At 66.8% G+C, this 24,546-nt stretch carries 22 protein-coding genes; 12 read left to right on the top strand and 10 right to left on the bottom strand.

Going from position 1 to position 24,546, the window contains the following annotated elements; genetic code table 11:
- Positions 1-276: 276 nt before the first annotated feature.
- Both aceA and FO044_RS13135 read right to left on the bottom strand, forming a co-directional pair.
- Positions 277-1,572: an isocitrate lyase gene (aceA, locus tag FO044_RS13130; protein ID WP_143965799.1), complete on the bottom strand. Its 1,296-nt coding sequence runs from the start codon at positions 1,570-1,572 to the stop codon at positions 277-279.
- Between the two features lie 382 nt (positions 1,573-1,954).
- Positions 1,955-2,713: a hypothetical protein gene (locus FO044_RS13135; protein ID WP_244945767.1), complete on the bottom strand. Its 759-nt coding sequence runs from the start codon at positions 2,711-2,713 to the stop codon at positions 1,955-1,957.
- 105 nt (positions 2,714-2,818) lie between these two features.
- Here FO044_RS13135 and ramB point away from each other — a divergent pair, with 105 nt between their 5' ends.
- The 4 genes from ramB (at position 2,819) to FO044_RS13155 (ending at position 6,067) form a co-directional block, all read left to right on the top strand.
- Positions 2,819-4,285 carry an acetate metabolism transcriptional regulator RamB gene (gene ramB, locus FO044_RS13140; RefSeq protein WP_244945768.1) on the top strand — a complete coding sequence of 489 codons (1,467 nt, stop codon included), beginning with the start codon at positions 2,819-2,821 and terminating at the stop codon, positions 4,283-4,285.
- A gap of 96 nt (positions 4,286-4,381) precedes the next feature.
- Positions 4,382-4,927 (top strand): carboxymuconolactone decarboxylase family protein, encoded by a 546-nt coding sequence (locus FO044_RS13145; RefSeq protein WP_143965800.1) that lies wholly within the window; start codon positions 4,382-4,384, stop codon positions 4,925-4,927.
- On the top strand, positions 4,924-5,580 hold the full coding sequence (locus FO044_RS13150; RefSeq protein WP_143965801.1) for a class I SAM-dependent methyltransferase: 657 nt from the start codon (positions 4,924-4,926) through the stop codon (positions 5,578-5,580). Before FO044_RS13145 ends, FO044_RS13150 begins: the two co-directional genes overlap by 4 nt.
- Before the next feature lie 160 nt (positions 5,581-5,740).
- Positions 5,741-6,067 carry a cupin domain-containing protein gene (locus FO044_RS13155; protein ID WP_143965802.1) on the top strand — a complete coding sequence of 109 codons (327 nt, stop codon included), beginning with the start codon at positions 5,741-5,743 and terminating at the stop codon, positions 6,065-6,067.
- A 90-nt stretch (positions 6,068-6,157) separates the two neighbouring features.
- On the opposite strand, the gene FO044_RS13160 is transcribed toward FO044_RS13155, so the two are convergent.
- Together FO044_RS13160 and lpdA are read right to left on the bottom strand one after the other, a co-directional pair.
- A complete protein-coding gene (locus tag FO044_RS13160; protein WP_143965803.1) occupies positions 6,158-7,048 on the bottom strand; it encodes a DNA-3-methyladenine glycosylase family protein in 891 nt (296 codons plus the stop codon).
- A gap of 70 nt (positions 7,049-7,118) precedes the next feature.
- On the bottom strand, positions 7,119-8,504 hold the full coding sequence (lpdA, locus tag FO044_RS13165) for a dihydrolipoyl dehydrogenase (RefSeq protein ID WP_143965804.1): 1,386 nt from the start codon (positions 8,502-8,504) through the stop codon (positions 7,119-7,121).
- 114 nt (positions 8,505-8,618) lie between these two features.
- Here lpdA and FO044_RS13170 point away from each other — a divergent pair, with 114 nt between their 5' ends.
- The 7 genes from FO044_RS13170 (at position 8,619) to FO044_RS13200 (ending at position 17,417) form a co-directional block, all read left to right on the top strand.
- On the top strand, positions 8,619-9,263 hold the full coding sequence (locus FO044_RS13170) for a TetR/AcrR family transcriptional regulator (RefSeq protein ID WP_143965805.1): 645 nt from the start codon (positions 8,619-8,621) through the stop codon (positions 9,261-9,263).
- Positions 9,260-10,516: an NADH:flavin oxidoreductase gene (locus FO044_RS13175; protein ID WP_143965806.1), complete on the top strand. Its 1,257-nt coding sequence runs from the start codon at positions 9,260-9,262 to the stop codon at positions 10,514-10,516. The genes FO044_RS13170 and FO044_RS13175 overlap by 4 nt, the downstream gene beginning before the upstream one ends.
- Positions 10,517-10,733: 217 nt before the next feature.
- Positions 10,734-12,134: an MFS transporter gene (locus FO044_RS13180; protein ID WP_143965807.1), complete on the top strand. Its 1,401-nt coding sequence runs from the start codon at positions 10,734-10,736 to the stop codon at positions 12,132-12,134.
- A 99-nt stretch (positions 12,135-12,233) separates the two neighbouring features.
- A complete protein-coding gene (locus FO044_RS13185; RefSeq protein ID WP_342353741.1) occupies positions 12,234-14,369 on the top strand; it encodes a prolyl oligopeptidase family serine peptidase in 2,136 nt (711 codons plus the stop codon).
- A 2-nt stretch (positions 14,370-14,371) separates the two neighbouring features.
- Positions 14,372-15,565, top strand: a complete 1,194-nt coding sequence (locus tag FO044_RS13190; protein WP_143965808.1) for an ABC transporter substrate-binding protein — start codon at positions 14,372-14,374, stop codon at positions 15,563-15,565.
- The gene (locus FO044_RS13195; RefSeq protein WP_143965809.1) at positions 15,562-16,623 is read left to right on the top strand and encodes a FecCD family ABC transporter permease; all 1,062 of its coding nucleotides are present in this window, start codon (positions 15,562-15,564) and stop codon (positions 16,621-16,623) included. The genes FO044_RS13190 and FO044_RS13195 overlap by 4 nt, the downstream gene beginning before the upstream one ends.
- The gene (locus FO044_RS13200; RefSeq protein WP_143965810.1) at positions 16,620-17,417 is read left to right on the top strand and encodes an ABC transporter ATP-binding protein; all 798 of its coding nucleotides are present in this window, start codon (positions 16,620-16,622) and stop codon (positions 17,415-17,417) included. The genes FO044_RS13195 and FO044_RS13200 overlap by 4 nt, the downstream gene beginning before the upstream one ends.
- On the opposite strand, the gene FO044_RS13205 is transcribed toward FO044_RS13200, so the two are convergent.
- The 5 genes from FO044_RS13205 to FO044_RS13225 form a co-directional block, all read right to left on the bottom strand.
- Positions 17,389-18,216, bottom strand: a complete 828-nt coding sequence (locus tag FO044_RS13205; RefSeq protein ID WP_143965811.1) for a hypothetical protein — start codon at positions 18,214-18,216, stop codon at positions 17,389-17,391. The two genes, FO044_RS13200 and FO044_RS13205, sit on opposite strands and share 29 nt — an antisense overlap.
- 17 nt (positions 18,217-18,233) lie before the next feature.
- Positions 18,234-19,208, bottom strand: a complete 975-nt coding sequence (gene ppk2, locus FO044_RS13210) for a polyphosphate kinase 2 (RefSeq protein WP_235831355.1) — start codon at positions 19,206-19,208, stop codon at positions 18,234-18,236.
- 69 nt (positions 19,209-19,277) lie between these two features.
- The gene (locus tag FO044_RS13215) at positions 19,278-19,802 is read right to left on the bottom strand and encodes a DUF6764 family protein (RefSeq protein ID WP_143965812.1); all 525 of its coding nucleotides are present in this window, start codon (positions 19,800-19,802) and stop codon (positions 19,278-19,280) included.
- 177 nt (positions 19,803-19,979) lie between these two features.
- Entirely contained in the window at positions 19,980-20,414 is a 435-nt protein-coding gene (locus FO044_RS13220) for an SRPBCC family protein (protein ID WP_132992333.1), read from the bottom strand.
- A 52-nt stretch (positions 20,415-20,466) separates the two neighbouring features.
- Positions 20,467-21,042 (bottom strand): TetR/AcrR family transcriptional regulator, encoded by a 576-nt coding sequence (locus FO044_RS13225; protein WP_132992334.1) that lies wholly within the window; start codon positions 21,040-21,042, stop codon positions 20,467-20,469.
- Between the two features lie 274 nt (positions 21,043-21,316).
- Between FO044_RS13225 and FO044_RS13230 the strand changes: the two genes are divergently transcribed.
- A complete protein-coding gene (locus tag FO044_RS13230; RefSeq protein ID WP_143965813.1) occupies positions 21,317-22,603 on the top strand; it encodes an amidohydrolase in 1,287 nt (428 codons plus the stop codon).
- Positions 22,604-22,738: 135 nt separating this feature from the next.
- Here FO044_RS13230 and groL read toward each other — a convergent pair whose 3' ends face one another.
- The gene (groL, locus tag FO044_RS13235) at positions 22,739-24,364 is read right to left on the bottom strand and encodes a chaperonin GroEL (RefSeq protein WP_132992336.1); all 1,626 of its coding nucleotides are present in this window, start codon (positions 24,362-24,364) and stop codon (positions 22,739-22,741) included.
- Positions 24,365-24,546: the final 182 nt, after the last annotated feature.

Here is a 24,546-nt window from a genome sequence, read left to right on the forward strand (position 1 = left end):
CAGTGATTAACACCTGAAGTCCACATGAATCCCGCCCCACGGCGCCGGCGCAGGTGCTCGCAAAATCTACCGAAGCGTCACTGCGTGCCATGCTCACGAGCCCACCGGAGCGATCTCGTACCGGTAGAAGCCGGGGTATCGAAAATGCCCCATGAGGAGCACATTCAGGACAGGACAGCCAGATTGACGCAACGATCCCGGGCCGGGTTGGGATTACCCCAACCCGGCCCGGGATCGATATCACGTCAGCCCTTCAGTGAAGGCCGCAAACAGCTCCTAGTGGAACTGGCCCTCCTCGGTCGAACCCTTGAGAGCTGCAGTCGAGGTGTTCGGGTCAACGGTGGTGGCGACGGCGTCGAAGTAGCCGGCACCGACCTCACGCTGGTGCTTGATTGCGGTGAAGCCGCGCTCCTCGGCTGCCTTGAACTCGCGCTGCTGCAGGTCGACGAACGAGGTCATGCCGTTGCGGGCGTAGCCGTGAGCCAGGTCGAACATGCCGTAGTTGAGGGCGTGGAAGCCCGCCAGCGTGATGAACTGGAACTTGAATCCCATGGCGCCGAGCTCCTTCTGGAACTTCGCGATGGTGTCGTCGTCCAGCGCAGCCTTCCAGTTGAAGGACGGGCTGCAGTTGTAGGCCAGCATCTGGTCCGGGAACTCGGCCTTGACCGACTCGGCGAACTTCTTGGCGACCTCGAGGTCCGGAACGCCCGTCTCCATCCAGATGAGGTCGGAGTAGGGAGCGTAGGCCTTGGCACGAGCGATGCAGGACTCCAGGCCCTTCTTGACGCCGTAGAAGCCCTCTGCGGTGCGAGTGCCGTCCAGGAAGGGCTTGTCGCGCTCGTCGACGTCCGAGGTCAGCAGCGTCGCAGCCTCAGCGTCGGTGCGTGCGATGACAACGGTCGGGGTGTCCATGACGTCGGCTGCGAGGCGAGCCGAGGTCAGGGTGCGGATGTGCTGCTGGGTCGGGATCAGCACCTTGCCACCGAGGTGGCCGCACTTCTTCTCCGAGGCGAGCTGGTCTTCCCAGTGCGAACCGGCGACGCCCGAGGCGATCATCGACTTCTGGAGCTCGTAGACGTTGAGAGCGCCACCGAAGCCGGCCTCACCGTCGGCGACGATCGGCACGACCCAGTTGTCGACCGACTCGTCGTTCTCGACGCGAGCGATCTCGTCGGCGCGCAGCATCGCGTTGTTGATGCGACGAACGACGGCCGGAACCGAGTTCGCCGGGTACAGCGACTGGTCGGGGTAGGTCTGGCCCGCGAGGTTCGCGTCACCGGCGACCTGCCAGCCCGAGAGGTAGATGGCCTTGAGACCCGCACGGACCTGCTGCACGGCCATGTTGCCGGTCAGCGCACCGAGGGCGTTGATGTAGCTGTCGTCGTCCGTGCTGACGGCGTCCCACAGCATCTCGGCACCACGACGAGCGAGGGTCTGCTCCTCGGTGACGCTGCCCTGGAGCTGAGCGACCTGCTCTGCGGTGTACTCGCGCTTGACGTCCTTCCAGCGGGGGTTGGTGTCCCAGTCCTGCTGGATCTCGGCGGCGGTACGTGGCTTTCCGACGTTGCTCATAGCCTTCGCTTTCGTTAGAACTGCGGGATTCGCAGTGTCTTCTTGGTTCTCGGCGTTCGTCGCTTGCGAAGCGACTCGCACTTGGAGGCGATGCCTGACGCAAGGTTGCCATACCGGAAACGTCCAGGTCCAGCGAAGAATGGTGTTAAGTTCGGGCTCCCAGGGACCACATTTTGCAAATTGTGCGAAGTTAGAATCACCGTCACGATTACGGCGACAGCCAAAAAGTACGCGCGTACTGGGAAAACGGTGGCGTGCAACCTGGGCGGCCGACCAGACCACGAGACACTGCATACGGGATGGGCCGGACACAATGATTCGCCTATGTGATGGATTTCACTGCTAGTATTCACCGGTGCATTCGAAGGGACGCCGGTGCGAACTACGCCGTCGCGGCCCGTTCGGCCGCTTTCCTCACGAGGCCGGTGAACGCCGACTCCGATACCGGAGGATCGGACAGGGCCGCATTCGGTCCCGCCTTCTCGACTCGCTCGGGTTCGACCGCCGCGTCCTGACCGGCGATGCCGACCTGCAGGGTGATCACCCGCCCGCTCGTGGACTGCACGAGCAGGTTCGCCATGTACGCGCTGCGCGCTCGCACGCCCCCATCCGCGAGAGTCGTCACCGAGTCGGTCCGCAGCAGGTACGCCTGCTCCGCACCGTCGATGCCGTGAACGGGCAGTTCACTCGACGTCGTGACGATACGGGCTCCCGCAAGTCCGCCCGCCGTCGGACTCGCGGTGACCACGCGGCACGGCCCGCTCGTGTCGCGACGGTCGGCGTCGACGTCGCGGCGCTGCGTGCTGACCAGTTCGGTGAACGTGCCCGCGGCCGATCGGCCCACGAGAAAGGCGGTGTTCCCCTCGTTCAGGTGGGGATTGAACTTCGCATCCGCCGTCGGCTTGCAGCCCACGGGATCGAAACGAACGCTCTCCGCGTTCTTCAGAGTCGACCGGTTCGCAGCGACCAGCTCGGACACCTGCGCCGGCACCACCGTGAATCCGTCCGGGAGCGCGTCACCGGGTAGCAGCCGCGACGGTAGGTCCGACCCCGGATCCACCGGTTCACCCGAATCGCAGGCGACCATCGCCATCGACGCGACACCGGCCATGACCGCAGCCATGATGGAGGAACCCGGCATGGATGATTCACGGCGTCGCACGCGGTCACCGTACCGGGTCATCGCACCGGAGCCGGCCTGCTCCGCACCCGATCGCAGCAACTCGAGGAGAGGATCGCCGCACCGATGAGCGGTAACAAGATGCACAGCTCCGCCAACTCCAAGATGTACGCCCACTCCAAGATGTACGTCGGGGCCCGACTGCGAAGACTGCGCGGCGAGCGCGGCCTCTCCCAACTCAACATGGCCGCCAGGTTGGGAATCTCCGCGTCGTACCTCAATCAGATCGAGCACGACACCCGGCCGCTGACCGCTCCGGTGCTCGCCCGCATCACGGAGATCTTCGGCATCGACATCGGCTTCTTCGACCCGCAGGACGACGTCCGGCTGGTCGCCGAGTTGCGCGAAGCGCTTCTCGACGAGGACCTGGACTTCGATCCCTCGGCGAGCGACGTCAATGAGGTGTCGTCGATGGTCGCCTCCCACCGCGCGATCGCCGAGTCGCTGGTCGGCATGTACAGCCGCTACCGCGTGGTGTCCGAACAGCTCGCCGCCGCGACCGCCGGCCGTGGGGACCCCAGCGGGCGCGGAGCCATCTCCGCACCGCACGAGGAGGTCCGCAACTTCTTCTACCAGCGGCGAAACTACATCCACGAACTCGACACCGCGGCTGAGGATCTGACCTCCCGCATGCGGATGCACTCCGCGGACCTGCGTGCGAGTCTGAACGCACGACTCGAGGACGTGCACGGGGTGCGCATCGCCCGGCGGGTCGACCTCGGCGACAACGTGCTGCACCGTTTCGATCCGGAGAGGCGGCTGATGGAGTTCTCGGCTGCCCTGTCCCCCGGTCAACGCAGTTTCAAAGTCGCTGCCGAACTCTCCTATCTCGAGTACGACGACCTGATCAGTGAACTGATCGACGACGGCGGATTCGCCAGTGCCGATGCGGAAGCACTCGCGCGGAAAGGACTGGCGAACTACTTCGCGGCCGCAGCGATCTTGCCGTACACCCAGTTCCACGGTGTGGCGGAGGACTACCGGTACGACATCGAGCGGATGTCGGCCTTCTACGCGGTCTCGTACGAGACCGTCTGCCACCGGCTGTCGACGCTCCAGCGCCCCGGGTTACGCGGCGTCCCGTGGACGTTCGTACGGGTCGACCGCGCCGGGAACATGTCCAAGCGCCAGTCGGCCACCGGCTTCAACTTCTCGTCGAGCGGCGGTACGTGTCCGCTGTGGAACGTCTACGAGTCGTTCGTCTCGCCCGGCAAGATCCTCACGCAGATCACCGAGATGCCCGACGGACGCGAGTACTTCTGGATCGCCCGCACCGTGGAACGCCGTCCGGCGCGCTACAACCAGCCGGGTAAGACCTTCGCCATCGGCATGGGGTGCGAACTGCGGCACGCGAACCGCGTCGTCTACTCCGACGGCGTCGAGATCGGCGCTGACGCCCGCGCCACCCCGATCGGAGCCGGGTGCCGGGTCTGCGATCGGCCCAGGTGCCCGCAGCGGGCATTTCCGCCACTCGGCTCGACCCTCGACATCGACGAGCACCGCAGCACCGTCTCGCCGTATACGACGACCTGATCACCACACCTCGGTCTGATCGCCACACCTGATCGCACGCGGGCCGAGCTCCGTCATCGCAGCCTGCGCGTCTGCCGGTTGGTCTACCGTGGCCGCATGAGCACTCCCCGCGTCTCCCCCGGGACCTTCGCCGAACTCGGTCCGATCAACTGGCTGGTGGTGCGCGCCATGTCGATCGCCACCGGCACCGACAACGCACACATCTTCGCCACCATCGGACGGAGCAAGGGCCTGTTCCGCGGGTGGCTGCACTTCTCGTCGCGAATGATGCCGTTCGGTGAGTTGTCGCGCCGGGAGACCGAGTCGGTCATCATCCGCGTCGCCCATCTGCGCGGCTGCGACTACGAACTGGACCACCACCGCCGTCTCGGCGCGAAAGCCGGGGTCGACGCCGCGGCGTTCGATCGCATCATCGAGGGGCCGGACGCCGGATGGGGCGACCGCGAACGCACACTTCTCCTCGCCACCGATCAACTGGTGGCTGATCGCGACCTGTCGGACACGACCTGGGCGGCCTTGCGCAGGCACCTAGACGAACGACAGGCGATCGCGTTCGTGCTCCTCGTCGGGCAATACGATTCGCTCGCCACCACGATCGGTGTGCTGCGCGTCCAACGAGACGAATTCGCTGCCCGGTCATGACCTCCTTCGCATTGCGGATGATGCAGAATCCGGCGTTCTCGCAGATCTACGAGACGCTGTGGCGGCCGGTGTTCACTCGCGGGTTCAGTCTCGGCGGATCGGCGACCGCCGACTACGACCGCGCCCTGCGCGCCTACCTCGCCCGCCCCGGGGACCGGCAGGTGCTCGACATGGCGTGCGGCCCGGGGAATTACAGCGCAGACGCGGCGCACGGTCTCACCGGCGCCGGCCGGTACACGGGCATCGACTTCTCCGCTGCGATGCTCGCCCGGGCGGGCACCGACAACCGGACCGACCGGGTGTCGTTCGTACGCGGGGATGCCCACCGCCTGCCGTTTCCCGACGACTCGTTCCACACTGTGCTCTGCCTTGCCGCGCTCTACCTGATCCCGGATCCGCTGCCCGTCCTCGACGAGATGGTGCGCGTGTGCGCGCCCGGCGGCGAGATGATCGTATTCACGTCCGCGCAGACCTCCGTGGCCGCACTGCCGGGGGCGCGAACCCTCGCCGAGCTGTCCGGGCTCCGACTCTTCAGCGTCGACGAGATCGTCGACCGCTTCGCCGACCTTCGAACCGAGCACATCGAGCAGTCGATCACCGGCGTCGGGCAGTACGTCCACGCGCGGAAACCCCGAGCGTCGCAGCACCACTGACCCGCACAGGTACCGCGCCTTCCCGCGGCAGCTGCTGCCTCCCGCCCCACCTGCAGAGGCCGCGCGACGCAGTACCTGCCGCGGCAGTGTCATCTCCCACCCGGGGCGTGGCTAGGCTGCTGACAACCGTGTCTCCGCCCGATCAACGCGAGGAGTGACAATGCCTACGACGACGGCCGCGTATCTCACCGGCCTGGCAGCGACCAACGACGACGCCGGCGATCAGCCCGCGATCAAGCGGCTTCACCGCAGCGACACCGAGACGGTGGTCCGCATCGCCTTCCGCGAAGGCCAGGTGATGCGCGAGCACATGGCGGCGCACCCGATCCTCGTTCTGGGCCAGACCGGAGCCATCGATTTCACCGTGGACGGCTCGACGTATCGCCTGGAACCGGGGAGCGCGATCCGCGTCGGCGCCCGGGTGAAGCATGCGCTGCACGCGATCTCGGCGGGCACCGTCACCCTCGTGGTCATCCACGGCACCTGACCCTCGTAGTCATCCACGGCAACTGACCTTCGCGGGCACCTGGCCCCGAGCGTCTGGATTCCCGGCGCGCTGATTCCCGCACCCGTGCAGTCAGAAGGCACGGTAGTCGCGAACCGACATCCGCGGCCCCCTCCGCTCCGGCATTCCGCCGACGATCTCGCACAGGCGGATCAGCCGGTACCGGTGTCCGCGATACGGTTCGAGCAGGTCGAGCATCCCCGCGTCGTCTACCCGGTGACCGCTCAGCGCAGTGCCCACCACCGACGGCGTGTGGTAGTCGCCGACCGGCACCGCGTCGGCATCGCCCAGCGCTCGGGCCCGGACGTGCGCCGCGGTCCACGGACCGACGCCGCGCAATCCGCCGAGCGCGTCGGCCTTGCCTTCGACGTCCACCGCTGCCGCCGCGCGGATCGTCCGCATCCGCACCGGTTCCAATCCGCTCCGGTGCCAATCGGATTCAGTGATGTCGCGCCACACCTCGCGGGGCGGCGGCACCCGCATATCGGCGGGAACCGGACCCGGCGCGGGTTCGCCGTAACGAGTGAGCAGGTACCGCCATCCGCGATACGCCTCAGTGCCGACCACCTTCTGCTCCATGATCGTGGCGACGAGCGTCTCCCACACGAGGCCAGTGCGGCCGATGCGCAGCCCTGGTGCGCCCGCGATGAGCCGGCGCACCACCCGATCATCGGCAGCGTCGGCCAGTTTGTCGAGACCTTCGGGTTCATCCGACGCTCCGGTCAGGTCCGGTGCCCCGCGCAGCAGCCATTCGGCCCCCGGGCCCCAGGCACGTGCGGCGACCCCGTCCGCTGCGCGAGCGACCGTGATGGTTCCCGGCCCTTCCGGAGTGTGGACGGCGCGCCAGATCGATCCATCTTGGGCCACGCGGTAGGCGGGGTCGCCCTTCCCCCGGCGATGGACACCGAGCACCGCGTTCAGTGAGACCGCGCCGGGCTGGGACCACGCTCGTCGATCGGTCACCGCGTCATCGTCTCCTGGAAAACAGCGGCGCCCGCACTCGTTACCGAGTGCGGGCGCCGGTCGTGCGGTGTCACAGGTTGATCATGTGGCCGATCGCGCCGTGGAACGTCTCCTGCAGGGCCTCGCTCATCGTCGGATGCGTGTGGACGTTGCGCGCGAGTTCCTTCGCGGTCAGGTCCCACTTCTGCGCCAGCGTCAGCTCCGGCAGCATCTCCGAGACGTTGTCGCCCACCAGGTGGCCGCCGATCAACTCGTCGTCGGTGCCGTCGGTGATCAGCTTGACGAAGCCCGCAGGCGCGTTGAGGCCCTGAGCCTTGCCGTTGGCGGTGAACGGGAACTTCGTCACCTTCACGTCGTAGCCCTCGTCCTTGGCCTGCTGCTCGGTGAGACCGAACGAGGCGACCTGGGGCTGACAGAACGTGGCGCGCGGCATCATCCGGTAGTCGCCGAGCGGCATCGTCTCGGCGCCCGCCATAGTCTCGGCTGCGACGACGCCCTGCGCCTCGGCGACATGCGCGAGCTGAAGCTTGGCGGTGACGTCACCGATCGCATAGATGTTGTCGACATTGGTGCGCATGTGGTCGTCGATCTCGATGGCGCCGCGGTCGGTGAGTTCGACGCCCGTGTTCTCCAGGCCGAAGCCCTCGACGCGCGGCGCGAAGCCGACGGACATGAGGACCTTGTCGACGGTGAGCGTCTGCTCAGCATCCTTGGAGTCCTTGTAGGTGACGACGACCTGCGACCCCTGATCGTCGACCGTCTGAACGGCAGCACCGGTGAGGATCTTGACGCCGAGCTTCTTGTAGGCCTTGGTCAGCTCCTTCGACACGTCGGCGTCCTCGTTCGGAAGGATCCGCGGCAGGAACTCGACGATGGTGACGTCGACGCCGTAGTTCGCGAGGACGTAACCGAACTCCATGCCGATCGCTCCGGCACCGACGATGACGATCGATTCCGGGAGTTCGCGCGTGAGGATCTGGTCCTCGTAGGTAACGACGTTGTCGCTCAGTTCCACGCCGGGCAGCAGCTTCACCGTCGAGCCGGTGTCGATGATGACGTTGTCGAACGTGATCTCGCGGTCGCCGACCTTGATGGTCTTGGCATCGGAGAACACCCCGTATCCGTCGATCTCGGTGATCTTGTTCTTCTTCATCAGGAAGTGAACGCCCTTGACGATGCCGTCGGACACTTTCCGGCTGCGGTCGAAGGCGGCACCGTAATCGAACGACACCTCACCGCTCATGCCGAAGTCCGCGGCTTCGTGATTGAAGACGTGCGCGAGTTCCGCGTTGCGCAGCAGCGCCTTGGAGGGGATGCATCCGACGTTCAGGCAGACACCGCCCCACCACTTCTCCTCGATGACGGCGGTCTTCATGCCGAGTTGGGCGGACCGGATCGCGGCCACGTACCCACCAGGGCCGGCTCCCAGGACAACTGTTTGAAAATGTTCAGCCACGGCGTCCAGCCTACGTTCTCGGCGACCGCTCGTGGCGCGATGGCGAAGCACTCTTCGCGAATCACTTTTCAATCACTGATTGAATTATTGATTGATCGATGATTGACTCGCCGCATGGCCACCGACGTCACCCGCACACGACTCCTCGACGCCGCCGAGCGGTTACTCGCCACGACGTCGTACGCCGACCTGAAGGTGCGCGCGGTCTGCGTCGAGGCGGGCGTCAATCCGGCATCCGTGCATTACCACTTCGGTTCCCGGGAGAACCTGGTCACAGCACTGCTGCAGGATCGGCTCGGCCCGGTCTGGGCCGATCCGCTGGACGAGCTGGCCGCGCGGCACCCCACCGTCCGGGAGATCGTCGACGCCATCCTCTCCCCACTCCTCCGGCTCAGTGAGAACACCTCGTACGCACCGCACCTGACGTTGCTCGGCGGGTTCGTGATGACGCATCCCGATGCCGAGTGGACTGGCACGTGGTTCCGCACGGACGTGTGGGCGACGCTGCTCACGCACGCCACCGGAGTCGACGAGAGGACGGCCCGCCGTCGATGGCAGTTCGCGTTCAGTCTGCTGATGACCGAACTGTCGATCCCCCAGCGCCTCACCCCGTGGAACGTCGCAGCACTCGGCGATTTCCTGACTGCCGGACTGCACGGTCCGAACAGCAGCAGCCCGAACAGCAGGGATCCGAACCACGACAGCCCGGACAGAAACGGCCGCAGCCCGGCCGAACCACCATCGAAGGACGAATCATGACACCTCCCACTCCCGTGACCGCGGACCCCTTCGCACCAGCGACGCTCGGACCGGTGACGCTCCGCAACCGGCTCATCAAATGCGCGACGTTCGAAGGCCGGACGCCCGACGCCCTGGTGACCGACGATCTGATCGACTTCCACCGCGAGGTGGCGGCAGGCGGCGTCGGCATGAGCACCGTCGCCTACTGCGCCGTCGCGCCCGAGGGTCGCACCGATCGCCACCAGGTCTGGATGCGGCCCGAGGCGATGGACGGACTCGAGCAACTGACTGCGGCCATCCACAGCGAAGGCGCCCTCGCGGCCGCGCAGCTCGGACACGCGGGCGCCGTGGCGAACTCGGTGTCGAACCGGAAGGCCGCACTCGGGCCGGGCCGCATACCCGCCCCGATGGGCATGTCCCTCACCCACAAGGTGAACTCCGACGACATCGCCCGCATCACCCGGAACTTCGCCGAAGCAGCGAAGATCGCCGTCGATTGCGGGTTCGACGGTCTCGAAGTGCACTGCGGGCACAATTACCTGCTCAGCTCATTCCTCTCTCCGCTCCTCAACCATCGCCGCGACGGGTACGGCGGCAGTCTGGAAGGCCGCGCCCGACTGGCACGAGAGGTACTCGAAGCAGTACGGAACGCGGTCGGCGATCAGGCCGCGGTGTGGACGAAACTCAACATGTTCGACGGCGTCGGCAGGCCCGGGCCGGGCAGGGGAGGTAAGCCGTGGAGCGGCTTCAACGTCGACGCGGCGTGCGCGACTGCGCAGCTGTTCGAGGCGGACGGTCACCTCGACGCCATCGAGCCCACGGCCGGCAGTTCGCTGCTCAACCCGATGTACCTGTTCCACGGGGACGCCCCGCGCAAGGAGTTCGCCGACGCGTTCCACGGACCGATGCGGACCGGGATCCGCGTCGGCGGCCCGATCTTCCTGAAGCACTACAAGTACCGCGACGCCTACCTGCTGCCCCTGGCGCGCGAACTCCGCAAAGCCGTATCGCTGCCCCTGATCCTGCTCGGCGGCATCACCGACCGCGCGTCGATCCAGACCGCACTCGACGAGGGGTTCGATTTCGTCGCCATGGGTCGAGCTCTGCTTCGCGAGCCCGATCTGCCGTTGTCGATCCAGAACGACCCCTCGACGGTTTCGCGGTGCGTGCACTGCAACCTGTGCATGCCGAGCATCTACTCGACGACACGTTGTCCAATTCGTGACGGAGAGGTTCCCGATCCGTTGTCACCTGCAGGGCAACGTAACTGAGCGGTCTCGAATCCGTTTGTTCAAGTTTCCCTCCCGCCCCGATAGTGCTACGCATTACATAGTCCGTTCGGGGGGAACGACCCCTCGATTGCCTATCGGCTGAGGTGACGCAAGGAGTGACGACCGCCGCGTGCGCGCGGTGTCGAGCGCGATGCGCCCGGCACCTGCGCACCGACACTCCTGCACGCGACACCTCCGCCCCAAATCGGAGGAACCGATGGCCCAATCGCCGTCTACGACTCAAGAGTTCGACACTCCAACACCCGCCGTCGTCCGGAAGGCGATCGCCGCGTCGGCAATCGGTAACGCGACGGAGTGGTACGACTACGGCGTCTACGCCGCGACCGCCACCTATCTGACCAGCACATTCTTCCCGGGTGAGATGGGCGCGATCGGCACCATGCTCGGCTTCGCCGTCTCCTTCGTCCTACGACCCCTCGGCGGCTTCGTATGGGGCCCGATCGGCGACCGACTCGGCCGCAAGAGCGTTCTCGCCATGACCATCCTGCTGATCTCAGTGGCCACCGCTCTGATCGGCGTGATCCCGTCGCACGCTTCGATCGGCGTATGGGCTCCCGTCTTGCTGATCCTGCTGCGTGTGGTTCAAGGATTCTCGACCGGCGGCGAGTACGGCGGTGCGGCGACCTTCATGGCCGAGTACGCGCCGGACAAGAAGCGCGGGAAGATGGGCAGCTTCCTGGAACTCGGCACGCTGGCGGGGTACTCCGCAGGCACCGCGTTCGTCCTGATCCTGACCGCGGTTCTCAGCGAGGACCAGATGGCGACCTGGGGTTGGCGCATCCCGTTCTTCGTGGCGCTTCCACTCGGCCTCATCGGTCTCTACATGCGGTCGCAACTCGACGATTCCCCGGTGTTCAACGAGCTCGAGGAGAACCGCGAGAAGAAGCATGAGGACCCGTCGGTCTTCCAGCAGTTGAAGACGACCGTCGTCGACTACTGGCGCCCGATCGCCATCATGTTCGGCATGGTCGTGGCGCTCAACGTCACGCAGTACACGCTCCTCGCCTACCAGCCGGATTACCTGAAGAACACGATCGGGCTCTCCGAGACGCAGGGCTCGATCGTCATCCTCATCGGCCAGATGGCGATGATCGCGCTGATTCCGTTCTTCGGTGCGTTCTCGGACAAGGTCGGCCGGAAGCCCATGTGGTGGACATCGCTCATCGGGCTGTTCATCTTCGCCCTGCCGATGTACTGGCTGATGGGTCAGGGGCTCGCCTGGGCGATCATCGGCTTCCTGGTACTCGGCATCTTGTATCTGCCGCAGTTGGCGACCATCTCTGCGACGTTCCCCGCGATGTTCCCGACGCACGTCAGGTACGCCGGATTCGCGATCGCGTACAACGTGTCGACCGCGGCCTTCGGCGGCACCGCCCCGTTGGTGAACGAAGCGACCGTGGACGGTACGGGATGGCTGCAGTTCCCGGCCCTGTACATGATGCTCGCCTGTGTGGTCGGCATGGTCGCGCTGTCGTTCTTGAAGGAGACGGCGGGCGCCTCCCTGCGCGGCACCGAGATACCCGAGCAGCATGCGGGTCCCGAGACCGACGTCGACGTCGACGTCGCAGGCGACCAGGCGAACCGAACGATGACCTGATACCAGCTGCACTCGAGGAGGCTCCCGAGAACGAGACGCCCGCGGCACCCCGCCGACGGGACACTCGCTCGGGAGCCTTTTCCATCGCCACCTCCTCGCTTGCACAGACGCAGTCCACCGTCGACGACAACGGTCCCGCCCAAGGCGCCGAAACGCCCACGTAGCCTGAACGACGTGAACGAAGCGACCCCGATGAACGACCCGTACCTGTGGCTGGAGGACGTCGACGGCGAACAGGCGCTCGACTGGGTGCGCGCCCACAACCAGCCGACCCTCGATGAGCTGACGTCCTCGGAACGTTTCGAGCGGATGCGGACGGGCACCCTGGAGGTGCTGGAGACCGACGATCGCATCCCGTACGTGCGCCGCCGCGGCGAGTTCCTCTACAACTTCTGGCGCGATACCGCGCACCCGTACGGGCTGTGGCGTCGCACCACGCTCGATTCGTACCGCAGCGATGCGCCCGAGTGGGACGTGCTGATCGATGTCGACGCACTCCGGGAATCCGAGGGCGAGAACTGGGTGTGGGCCGGAGCCTCACTCAACCGACCCGACTTCGATCGCGCGCTCATCTCACTGTCCCGGGGCGGAGCCGACGCGACCGTCGTCCGCGAGTTCGACCTGCCGACCCGCGACTGGGTGCCCGACGGTTTCGACCTCCCGGAGAACAAGTCGCACGTCTCCTGGATCGACCGGGACACGGTGTACGTGGGCACCGACTTCGGTGAGCAGCCCGACGGGCGCGGGCCGTGGACGTCCTCGGGATACCCGCGCGTCGCGAAGCGCTGGACCCGCGGTACCGACATCTCCGAGGCCGTCACCGTCTTCACCGGCGACGTGGACGATGTGACGATCGGCGCGTTCTTCGACACCACGCCCGGTTACCCGCGGCACTTCGTCTACCGGGCGACAGACTTCTACAACGCCGAGAACTACGAGCTGCGCGACGGCGAGCTCGTTCACATCGAGGTCCCGCCCGACGCGGATTACTCGGTGCGACACGACATTCTGACGGTGACGCCGAAATCGGAGTGGACAGTCGACGGTGTGCAGCGTCCGGCAGGATCGCTCCTGGCCTTCGACTACCCGGCGTTCCTGCGCGGTGATCGCACGCATCACGTGCTGTTCGTTCCGGACGAGCACACCAGCCTGCAGGACTACGCGTACACCGCAACGCGACTGGTGCTGGTCACATTGCACGACGTCGCGACCCGGATTCAGGTTCTCGATGCACGCACGTGGGAGCCCACGTCGATCACCGGTCTTCCCGAGCTCTCGACACTGGGCATCCTCGACGTCGATCCGGACGACAGTGACGAGATCTGGCTGTCGGCCAGTTCGTTCACCGAGGCGCCCACCCTCCTGCACGGCGACGCGACGACCGGAGTGGAACCGGTGAAGTCCTCCCCCGAGTTCTTCGACGCCTCGACGGTGGTCACCGAGCAGTTCTTCGCGACGTCGGACGACGGGACCCAGATCCCCTACTTCGTGATGCGCCGCGACGACGTGACGTCGGGACCTGCTCTGCTGTACGGATACGGCGGCTTCGAGAACTCACTGACGCCCGGTTATCTCGCCGTGTCCGGTCGGAACTGGGTGACGCGCGGCGGCATCTACGTGATCGCGAACATCCGCGGCGGCGGCGAATACGGCCCGTCCTGGCACACCCAGGCGCAGAAGGCCGGACGTCACCTCGTGTACGAGGACTTCGCCTCGGTCGCCCGCGATCTGGTGTCCCGCGGCGTCACCACCGCGGAGCGGCTCGCGGCGCAGGGAGGATCGAACGGCGGCCTCCTGATGGGCGTGATGGCCACCTCCTACCCCGACCTGTTCGGCGCACTCGTCTGCCAGGTCCCGCTCATCGACATGCGGCGCTACCACCTGCTGCTGGCCGGCGCGTCATGGATGGCCGAGTACGGCGATCCCGACGATCCGGAGGAGTGGTCGTTCATCTCCGAGTACTCGCCGTACCAGCGCGTGCAAGCGGCCGTCGACTACCCCGAACTCCTCGTCACCACGTCGACGCGCGACGACCGGGTGCATCCCGGCCACGCGCGCAAGTTCGTGGCACGTCTCGAGGAGACCGGTCACCGCGTCCGGTACTTCGAGAACATCGAGGGCGGGCACGGCGGCGCAGCCGACAACAAACAGGCGGCGTTCAAAGCCGCCCTCGCCTACGAGTTCCTGTGGCGCACGGTCGGCCGGGAACCCGTCGGCCCGGAATCGGGGCGCTGAGCATGCGACTGCCCCTCCGCCACGGGCTGATCGTCGCCGCCGTAGTGGCACCGCTGCTCGTCGCCGGTTGCTCGAGCGGTCCGACCGAGAACGCCGGAAGCGAACGCGAGTGCATCAGCGGCTTCGATCCGGACACCGATTACTTTCCCGAGAAGTCGACGATCGAGGACGCGACCGGACTGTCCATCGAGTACCACGAGTCGTACCAGGTGGTGACCGTCGATCAGCCTGCTCCGGGGGCGGAGCCCGCGTCGTACGTCCTGGTCCGCTGCGGTGCACCGGCGCCCGAGCTCGACGGCGCACTCGCCGACGCACCGCAGATCCAGGTTCCGGTCTCCAGCGTCTACGCGGGTTCGACGACCCACCTCCCCGCCTTGGCCGCACTCGGCGCCGCGAACACGGTGACCGGTGTGAGTACCACCGACTACGTGTCGACACCGCAGATCCGTGAGCTCATCGACGCGGGCAAGGTGAAGCAGTACGCAGACGCCGGCGTGCCGAACGTGGAAACGGTCATCGCCGGACAGCCCGACGTCCTCGTCACCGACGGCATGGACTCACCCGCGTACGGCAAACTCGAGCAAGCCGGTGTCCCGGTGATCGCTGATGCCGACTGGCTCGAGGCGAGTCCGCTGGGCCGCGCCGAGTGGATCAAGTTCTTCGCCGCCCTCACCGGCACCGAGAAGCAGGCGTCGCAGGTGTACGACGGTGTGAAGAAGCGCTACCAGGACGTCGTGGCGAAGACGTCGCAGGGACCGGCCACCGATGCACTGCTCGGCGGCATCGAGAACGGCGCCTGGACGATGCCCGCGGGCGGCAGTTACTTCGGCCGGCTCGTCCACGACGCGGGCGGCGCCTACCCGTGGTCGAAGGACATGTCGACCGGCTCTCTGCGATTGTCCATCGAGACGGTCATCGACCGTGCCCGCGACGCCGACGCGTGGCTCCTCTCGGACATGACGGTCGACTCGATCGCAGCGCTACGCAAACAGGACCCGAGGTACGCGGTGTTCGCACGTCCCGCAGGCAACGCGTGGAACGCCACCAAGGCGATGAGCGCCGGCGGCGGCAACGACTACTGGGAACGCGGTGTCCTACGGCCCGATCAGGTCCTCACCGATCTCGCCGCGATCCTGCACCCGGATCGATTCGCCGATCACCGCTTCGAGTTCTACCAGCGGCTACCCGCCCGGTGAGTGCACCGGGCGTCAGCGCCGGGAACGAGCGCAACCCGGCCCTCTGGGCGGGCATCGTCGCCGTCGCGATCGCCTCCGTCCTCGCGGCTGCCGTCATCGGGTCGATCGCGGTACCGCCCGGCGACGTGATCTCGGTGATCACCGGTGGCCACGCGAGCGACCCGGGTCACGACGCCATCCTCCGACTGGTTCGCCTGCCCCGGATCACGACCTCGGCACTGGTCGGCGCCGCACTCGGGGTGGCCGGCCTGCTGATGCAGACGCTCTTCCGGAACGCCCTCGCCGACCCGTACGTTCTGGGCGCCAACTCCGGCGCCAGCCTCGGCGTGGCGATCGTGGCACTCGCAGGCGGCGCGAGCGGTCCGGCGTTCGTCGGCACGCTCGCCGGATGGGGTCGGCTGGGGACCGTGCTCGCAGCAGCGGCCGGAGCGGCAGCGGTCCTCGGCGTCGTGCTGCTGCTCGCCGTGTGGGTGCGGAACTCCGTCACGTTGCTGCTGATCGGCGTCATGCTGGGATCGGTGACCGGGGCGATGGTGGCCGTGCTGATCGTCTACGCCGACCCGAACTCTGTGCAGCAGTACATGATCTGGGGGCTGGGCACCTTCTCGGCGACATCGTGGGCCGATCTCGAAGTCGCTGCGCCCATCGTCGCCGTCGCGATCGTCATGACGTTCTTCTGGGTCCGCCCGTTGAACGCACTGCTACTCGGCGAGGGGTACGCACGGTCGATGGGCGTCGACATCCGCGTCGTACGCGCCGTCGTGCTGCTCGTCGCCGCGCTCCTCACCGGTGTCGTGACCGCCTTCTGCGGCCCGGTCGGCTTCCTGGGACTCGTCATCCCACACCTCGTTCGCGGCCTCCTGCGCACCTCCGATCACCGCACTCTGATCCCCGGGTGCGCGCTCGTCGGCGCGACCCTCGCCGTGTGGTGCGGAACGCTCGCAGACCTGCCCGGCGAGAACACCACGCTGCCGCTCAACGCGGTCACCGCACTGATCGGTGCGCCCGTCGTCATCACCGTGCTGCTCCGCAGCCGGGCGCAGGGAGGTGTGGTGTGAGCGGACTCGAACTGCGAGACCTCACCGTCGGCTACACCGGGCGACGCGGACGGACGGTGGCCGCCGGGCTGACGGCGAGCGCCGACACCGGACGACTCACCGCACTGATCGGCCCCAACGGCGCAGGCAAGTCGACCTTGTTGCGCACCGTATGCGGCCTGCAGAAACCGTTGGCCGGCAGTGCGCACCTCGCCGACGGAACCGTGATCGGATCTCTGCGCGCAGCAGAACTAGCTCGCCGCATCGCGGTCGTCACCACCGACCCCGTCGATCCGGGCCGACTCACCGCGCACGCCGTGGTCGCGCTCGGACGCACACCGTATCTGTCGCCGACCGGTCGGCTCTCGGCAGCCGATCGCGCCCGCACCGCCGACTCGCTCTCCGCCGTACGCGCCTCGCACCTCGCCGGTCGGCAGTTCCACGACCTGTCCGACGGTGAACGCCAGCGAGTGCTCGCCGCCCGTGCACTGGCCCAGGAACCGGAACTGCTGGTGCTCGACGAACCCACATCGCATCTCGACGCGCCTTCCCGCGTCGAGTTCCTCGACCTGCTGCAGTCGCTGGCCAGAGAGCAGAACATCGCGGTGCTCATGTCGTCGCACGACCTCGAGTTGGTGATGCGGCTGTCCGACGAGGTGTGGCTGCTTCAGGCCGACGGCCGCATGCGCACCGGAACTCCGGCCCGGCTCGCCGAGTCGGGGGCCGTCTCCGACGCCTTCGACCGCGGACGACTCCGGTTCGATCCGGCGACGTTCGTGTTCGGGATCAGTACGCCGGGTCCGGACGCCTGCTGACCATTCGCACGAGCAGACCGGCCACGACCACGACGGCGCCGACGGCGCCGGAGACGGCCGCCCACTGCACCAGATCGGCTGAGACTCCGTCGGCCACCACTTCGACGGTACGACGCGCCGCCTCGTCGCTGCCTGCGGTCTTGTCCCCCGCCACTGTGCGGATGAGCAGGGCAACCGCGTACGAGGCGATTCCGGCCAGCACGATTCCCACGCCCAGCCAGATGAGCACGATGCTCCGGCGGTTGGCTATCAGCAGCGCGAGCAATGCCGTGATCACCGCGCCGACCGTCGCGATCCACGCCACCGATCTCACGATGTTCCCGGTGGACTCGAGCGACCCCGCGGACAGCCGATGCTGGTCGATGCCGATGTAGACGGGCCGGTCCAGACGCACCTGCTGCGGAAGGTTCGCCGACGCGATCACCCGATTCGCCATCGGCGTGATGTTCACGTCCATCACGTGCAGATCGGTATCGGGTCCGGGTTCGGTGAACAGCCAGGCGTGCTGCTGGCGTGCGATGTCCCGGAAGTCTGCCACGAACGCGTCACTGCGCGCGTAGTTCCTGGCCAGCGGTTCCACGATGTCGCCTGCGAGCGGAACACTCGTACTGTCGGCTACCGACGAGCCGACCTTGTTCGCGAAGAACTGCTGCACCTCGGAATTGCGTGCCGCGTCCTCGGCCGACGCCGCGAAACCGTCGGCCGACACGACCCGCTCATTCACCCACATGGTGGGGATCGCGACGATCACGCACACCATCGCGATGACGGTGAGGAGTCCGGAGAATACGCTTCGCACCCTGCCGAGAGTACCGACTACTCTCCGATGACGTCGCGCGCCCGCCCCACGATCAACGGGTCCGGGGAGCCGACGATCGACTCGTCCTTGTCGTCGTAGTCGTGCAGACTGAGCACGTGCCGCATGGCGTTGATGCGTGCCCGCTTCTTGTCGTTGCTCTTCACCACCGTCCACGGCGCGTGGTCCGTGTCGGTGTCGAGGAACATCCGCTCCTTGGCGGTCGTGTACGCCTCCCAGCGGTCGAGGGAGGCGAGGTCCATCGGTGACAGCTTCCACTGCCGGACCGGATCGATCTGCCGGATCGCGAACCGGGTGCGCTGCTCCAGCGGCGTCACCGAGAACCACAGTTTGACCAGGCTGATGCCGTCGTCGACGAGCATCTTCTCGAAGGCGGGGGCCTGGTTCATGAACTGCGAGTACTGCTCGGGCGTGCAGAAGTCCATGACCCGCTCCACACCGGCCCGGTTGTACCAGGAGCGGTCGAAGAAGACCATCTCGCCGGCGGCGGGCAGATGCTGGACGTACCGCTGGAAGTACCACTCGGTCGACTCGCGCTCCGACGGCTTCTCCAGGGCGACCACCCGCGCACCGCGCGGATTGAGATGCTCGTTGAAGCGCTTGATGGTGCCGCCCTTGCCTGCCGCGTCGCGCCCTTCGAACAGCAGCAGATGCCGCTGGCCGGTCTGCTTGGACCACTTCTGCAGCTTGAGCAGCTCGATCTGCAGGCGGCGCTTGGTCACCTCGTACTCACGGCGGCTCATGCGCTCTTCGTACGGGTAGTCCTCGCGCCAGGTGTCGACGACGTTCCGCTCCGGCAACGTCAGCAGGATCGGGTCATCGTCATCATCGTCGACGATGGCCAGATTGCTGGTGTCACGCAGATCGACGATCCGCTGCAGAGCTTCGCGCCCCGAGATCTGACTGAGATCGGGACCGATGCGCTCGGCCTGCTCCGCACTCACCGGTTGGGTTCCGCCATCGACGTTGCTCACCGGACCAGGCTATCGCCATCGCGGAGATGCGGCAGGGCAGCGACCCGGGTGGTCCCGCACGAAACGGGCTCAGTGCAGGTCGATGGCACCCGACTTGACGCAGTACTTGCCGGTGGTGCTGTCCCACGCTGCGCCGAAGCCGCCGCTGCAGACCGCTCCCTGCGGACCGGCGTAGGCCTGGCCGCCCCAGCCGCCGACGGCCACCGAGGTGCCGCCGTCGCGGGCCATGGCGATCGAGGTCGCCTTGGGTCCGGTGGTGACCGAGTAGGAGTTGCCGCCGCGAGCCGCACTCGACATGGCCTGCGATCCCGGCTGCAGGTTCTTGCTCGTCGCCGAGCCGCCTGTCGCACCCACGGCCACAGCCGCACCGCTGTTGCTGGTGTCCTCGGCTTCGGCGCGGCTGCCCGGCCCGGCGTTCGCGATGCACACACTCTGGCCTGCCTCGCGCTGCACCCGGTCGTTGTCGGCGGCCGAGCAGTGAGTTCCGGCGGACGCGTCACCACCGCCGAAGAGCGCCATCGCCCCGATGGCCGCACCACCTGCACACGCGGCGAAAAGTACGCGAATCCCCTTATGTCCCATTGTGTTCCGCATCAAATTTCCTCTCGGGACGTGCGCCACGTCTCACAGTCGATCAATGCTTCAAAGAGTACCCGTACCGCTCTTCGGAGAGATCACGGGCACGCCGCCGGGAACAGGCATCGAACGAGTTCGTCCCGCTGGAGAACTGGTCTCGGGCGGGACGAACGGTCCGGTAACTGCGTCGACGCGTCAGATGCGGCGCATGACCTCGTCGGTCAGCCCCTTCTTCGCAGTGTCGACAGCCATCTTCTGCGCGCGCTTCACGATGAGTCCGGGCATCTTGACCTTCAGCTCGATGCTGAGATCGAACTTGACGTGGGTACCGTCGCCCTTCGGCGACAGCGTGTACGTGCCTTCCTGCGAGCTGAGCTGCTGCCCCTCCACGAGGCTCCAGGAGCACGTGTTCTCGGTCCAGGTGTAGTCCAGGACCTGATCGTCGGAGATGCCGACCGCACTGACGGTCAGCTCGACCCGGTCCGGTGTGCCGTCCTCGTGCTCGGAGACCACTTTCGCGGCCTTATGAGGTCCCGACCACTCGGGCAGAGCGTCGATGTCCATGAGGACCTCCATCACGAGTGACGGCGGTGCATCGATGTCGAATTCAGTACTTGCGGAGACAGCCATGGAGAGAATCTACCCCGCGGCCCCCGGATGCCGCGGGGCCGTCCGCGAAATTTCACCCGTGCGTCTGCCCGGCTCCGTCGCCGGTCAGCAACTGCAACTCGCCGACGACCCGGTCGAGAGGATCGAGGCTGCGATGGACCCGGCACAACATGACCGCCCCCTCGATCGCAGCGAACACGGTCACTGCCAGCGCCCTGCTGCGCTCGCCTTCGATTCCCCCGGCCCGGAACCGGGCCGCCAGCCGGTCCTCCCACCGGAGGAACGACTCGTCCGCCACCTCGGCCGCGGCCGGATCCGTCTCGCGCGCGTTCCCGGCCTCGGCGACGACGCATCCGGTACGGAAGTCGGACTCGACGAGAACCCGGCGCCACACCGCGGCCAGGTTCGCCACGGCCTCCCCCGGACCGGCCAGGGAGGCTTCGGCGAGGCGCTCGCCGAGGATCTCCGCCCCGAACCGCACCGCCTCCGACATCAGCTCTGCCCGACCTCCGGGAAAGTGGTGATACACCGAGCCGCGGGAGGCACCCGCGGCGGTCAGCACATCGCCGATCGACGTCCCGGCTACGCCGTCCCGTGCGATCAGAAGTGCGGCGTGCGCGATCATCGCGTCGCGGGGCGACGCCGTCATGCCGCCGACTGGAGTTCGGCCATGACCGTCATTATGCCGAGTTCCGTCGCTCCCGCGTGCGTCGGTCGGGCGATCACCGTCGGAGTGGTACCGCTGCGGCACGGCAACCGGCTATACGCCGTCGTCGCCCCGCACACGTACCACTGGGACGACGGACACCACTGGGACGACACGTGCCACTGCGACGACGCATCGGCAGTGCCTCGAAGAAGCGCACCCCCGCGCCAGACGATGTTCGCCTCATTCGGCACGCTCTCCCGACTACCCTGACTGTGTGATCACCTCAACGTCGCTCCCGCCGGACCTGATCGCTCGCGTCGACGAGATCGTCGACGCCGACTCCGAACGCCTCGTCGACCTGTTCAAGACCATCCACCGGAACCCCGAACTGGGCTTCATGGAGATCCAGACGTCCCGCCAGATCGAGAAGGCACTGCAGAACCTCGGCTTCGACGTCACGACGGGAATCGGCAAGACGGGCATCGCAGCAACGCTGCGGAACGGCGGCGGTCCGGTCGTCATGTACCGGGCGGACATGGACGCCAACGCGGTTCAGGAGGAGACCGGACTCGACTACGCCAGCGACGTCCGGGTCACCCGGGACGACGGAACCGAGGTGCCGGTAGCCCATATGTGCGGCCACGATGCGCACGTGACCTGGCTGATCGGCATGGCCAACGTCCTGGTGGCACTCAAGGACCGATGGTCGGGCACCGTCGTGCTGATCGGACAGCCCGCGGAGGAGCCCATCACCGGCGCCAAGGCGATGGTCGACGACGGCCTCTACAACTTCATCCCCGCACCGGACGTGCTGATCGGGATGCACACGAACCCCGATCCGGTCGGCGCGGTCACCTCATCACCCGGCCCGCGCATGGCGGGCACCGATCAGATCGACGTCCGTTTCCGCGGAGTGGGCGGGCACGGCTCCATGCCGCAGAAGACCAAGGACCCGGTGCGGATGGCGGCCCTCGCCGTCGTCGAGTTCGGCTCGGTGGTGCAGGCGTCCATCGATCCGTCGAAGACGGCGGTGCTCACGGTCGGGTCGATTCAGGCGGGCGCGGATAACAACGTGATCCCCTCTGAGGCCCTGATCAAGCTCAACATCCGCTGGTACGACCCGGAGGTTCGGGAGACTCTGCTGTCTGCGATCGCCTCGATCTCCGAATCGGTGGCACGCACCTTCGGCGTCGCCGACGACCTGCTCCCGGAGATCACCATGAAGGGTGGTTCGTCGCCGTTGATCACCTCTCCGGAGCTGGCCGCGGGCATGGCGGAGTCGTTGACCTCCGCGATCGGCGCCGACAACGTGATCACGGACCTGCCGCCGGTCATCTCCTCCGAGGACGTGCAGGAACTCAAGGGGCCGCACCCGGACATGCCGTTCAACTACCTGATGGTGGGCGTCGCCGACCGCGAGGTGTGGCAGGCCGCCCGCGACCGCGGCGACGAGGTGCCGTTCACTCAGCACAACCCGAACTACGTCGTCGATCTCGAAGCCATCGGCTACGGCACGAAGATCGCTGCATACGCAGTACTGGGGCTGCTCGACCAGGCATGACTGGCCGCACCCGGACGACCGAATCCCCTCGACGCGCCCTCGGTGGGTGAGCCGCAACGCCGAAGGCCGGCCACCCTCGTCGGGTGACCGGCCTTCGGTAGTTCTGCGAGAGCGCAGACTGGGTTTCTGATCGAATCAGAAGCCCATGCCGCCCATCTCGTCGCCACCCGGCATTGCGGGAGCCGCGTTCTTCTCCGGCTTGTCGGCGACGACGGCCTCGGTGGTGAGGAACAGAGCCGCGATCGATGCTGCGTTCTGCAGCGCCGAGCGGGTGACCTTCACCGGGTCGTTGATGCCTGCAGCGAGCAGGTCCTCGTAGCCGTTGGTCGAGGCGTTGAGGCCCGTTCCGATCGGCGAGTGACGGACCTTGTCTGCGACAACGCCGGGCTCGAGGCCTGCGTTGATCGCGATCTGCTTGGCCGGAGCCTCGAGCGCGAAGCGCACGATCGCCGCACCGGTGGCCTCGTCGCCCTCGAGCGAAAGACCGTTGATGGCCGACTCGGACTGCAGCAGCGCCACGCCGCCACCGGCGACGATGCCCTCTTCGACGGCAGCCTTCGCATTGCGGACGGCGTCTTCGATGCGGTGCTTGCGCTCCTTGAGCTCCACCTCGGTGGCAGCGCCGGCCTTGATGACTGCAACGCCGCCGGCCAGCTTGGCCAGGCGCTCCTGCAGCTTCTCGCGGTCGTAGTCGCTGTCGCTCTTCTCGATCTCCGAGCGGATCTGGGCAACGCGTCCGGCGATGGACTCGTTGTCGCCTGCACCGTCGACGATGGTGGTCTCGTCCTTGGTGACGACGACCTTGCGCGCGGTGCCGAGCAGCTCGATGCCTGCGGTCTCCAGCGAGAGGCCGACCTCTTCGCTGATGACCTCGCCACCGGTGAGGATGGCGATGTCGGCGAGCATGGCCTTGCGGCGGTCACCGAAGCCCGGAGCCTTTACGGCGACGGACTTGAAGGTGCCGCGGATCTTGTTGACGACGAGGGTCGACAGGGCTTCGCCCTCGAGGTCCTCGGCGATGATCAGCAGCGGCTTGCCGGCCTGGATGACCTGCTCCAGCAGAGGCAGGAGATCCTTGACGGTCGAGATCTTGCCCGACACCAGCAGGATGTACGGGTCCTCGAGGACCGCTTCCTGACGATCGGCGTCGGTCACGAAGTAACCGGAGATGTAACCCTTGTCGAAGCGCATGCCCTCGGTGAGCTCGAGGCTCAGGCCGAATGCCTGGGCTTCTTCGACGGTGATGACACCTTCCTTGCCGACCTTGTCCATGGCCTCGGCGATGAGCTCGCCGATGGCCGGGTCGCCTGCCGAGATGCCCGCGGTAGCAGCGATCTGCTCCTTGGTGTCGATCTCCTTGGCGGAGTTCAGCAGCGACTCGGTGACGGCCGCGACGGCCTTCTCGATGCCGCGCTTCAGGCCGAGCGGGTTGGCGCCGGCCGCGACGTTGCGCAGACCTTCGCGAACCAGGGCCTGAGCCAGAACGGTTGCGGTGGTGGTGCCGTCGCCTGCGACATCGTCGGTCTTCTTGGCGACTTCCTTGACCAGCTCGGCGCCGATCTTCTCGTACGGGTCCTCCAGCTCGATCTCCTTGGCGATGGAAACACCATCGTTGGTGATCGTGGGAGCGCCCCACTTCTTCTCCAGGACGACGTTGCGACCCTTGGGTCCCAGCGTGACCTTGACTGCGTCGGCCAGGCTGTTCAGGCCGCGCTCGAGTCCACGACGGGCCTCTTCGTCGAAAGCAATCTGCTTTGCCATTGGTAAGTGATCCTCCGGTAGGGGGTGACACTAAGTTCTCGGGCCGGACTCGATGCCCGCGACGGACGACCGGGGTGTCTGTAGAACCGGCCTCACCGTTCCGACCTGGCACTCGCACACCGCGAGTGCCAATCTCCGTTTTAGCACTCGCACTGGGAGAGTGCAAGGTGGTCGTCGGGTGA

This window comes from Gordonia zhaorongruii (assembly GCF_007559005.1).
Lineage (GTDB): Bacteria > Actinomycetota > Actinomycetes > Mycobacteriales > Mycobacteriaceae > Gordonia > Gordonia zhaorongruii.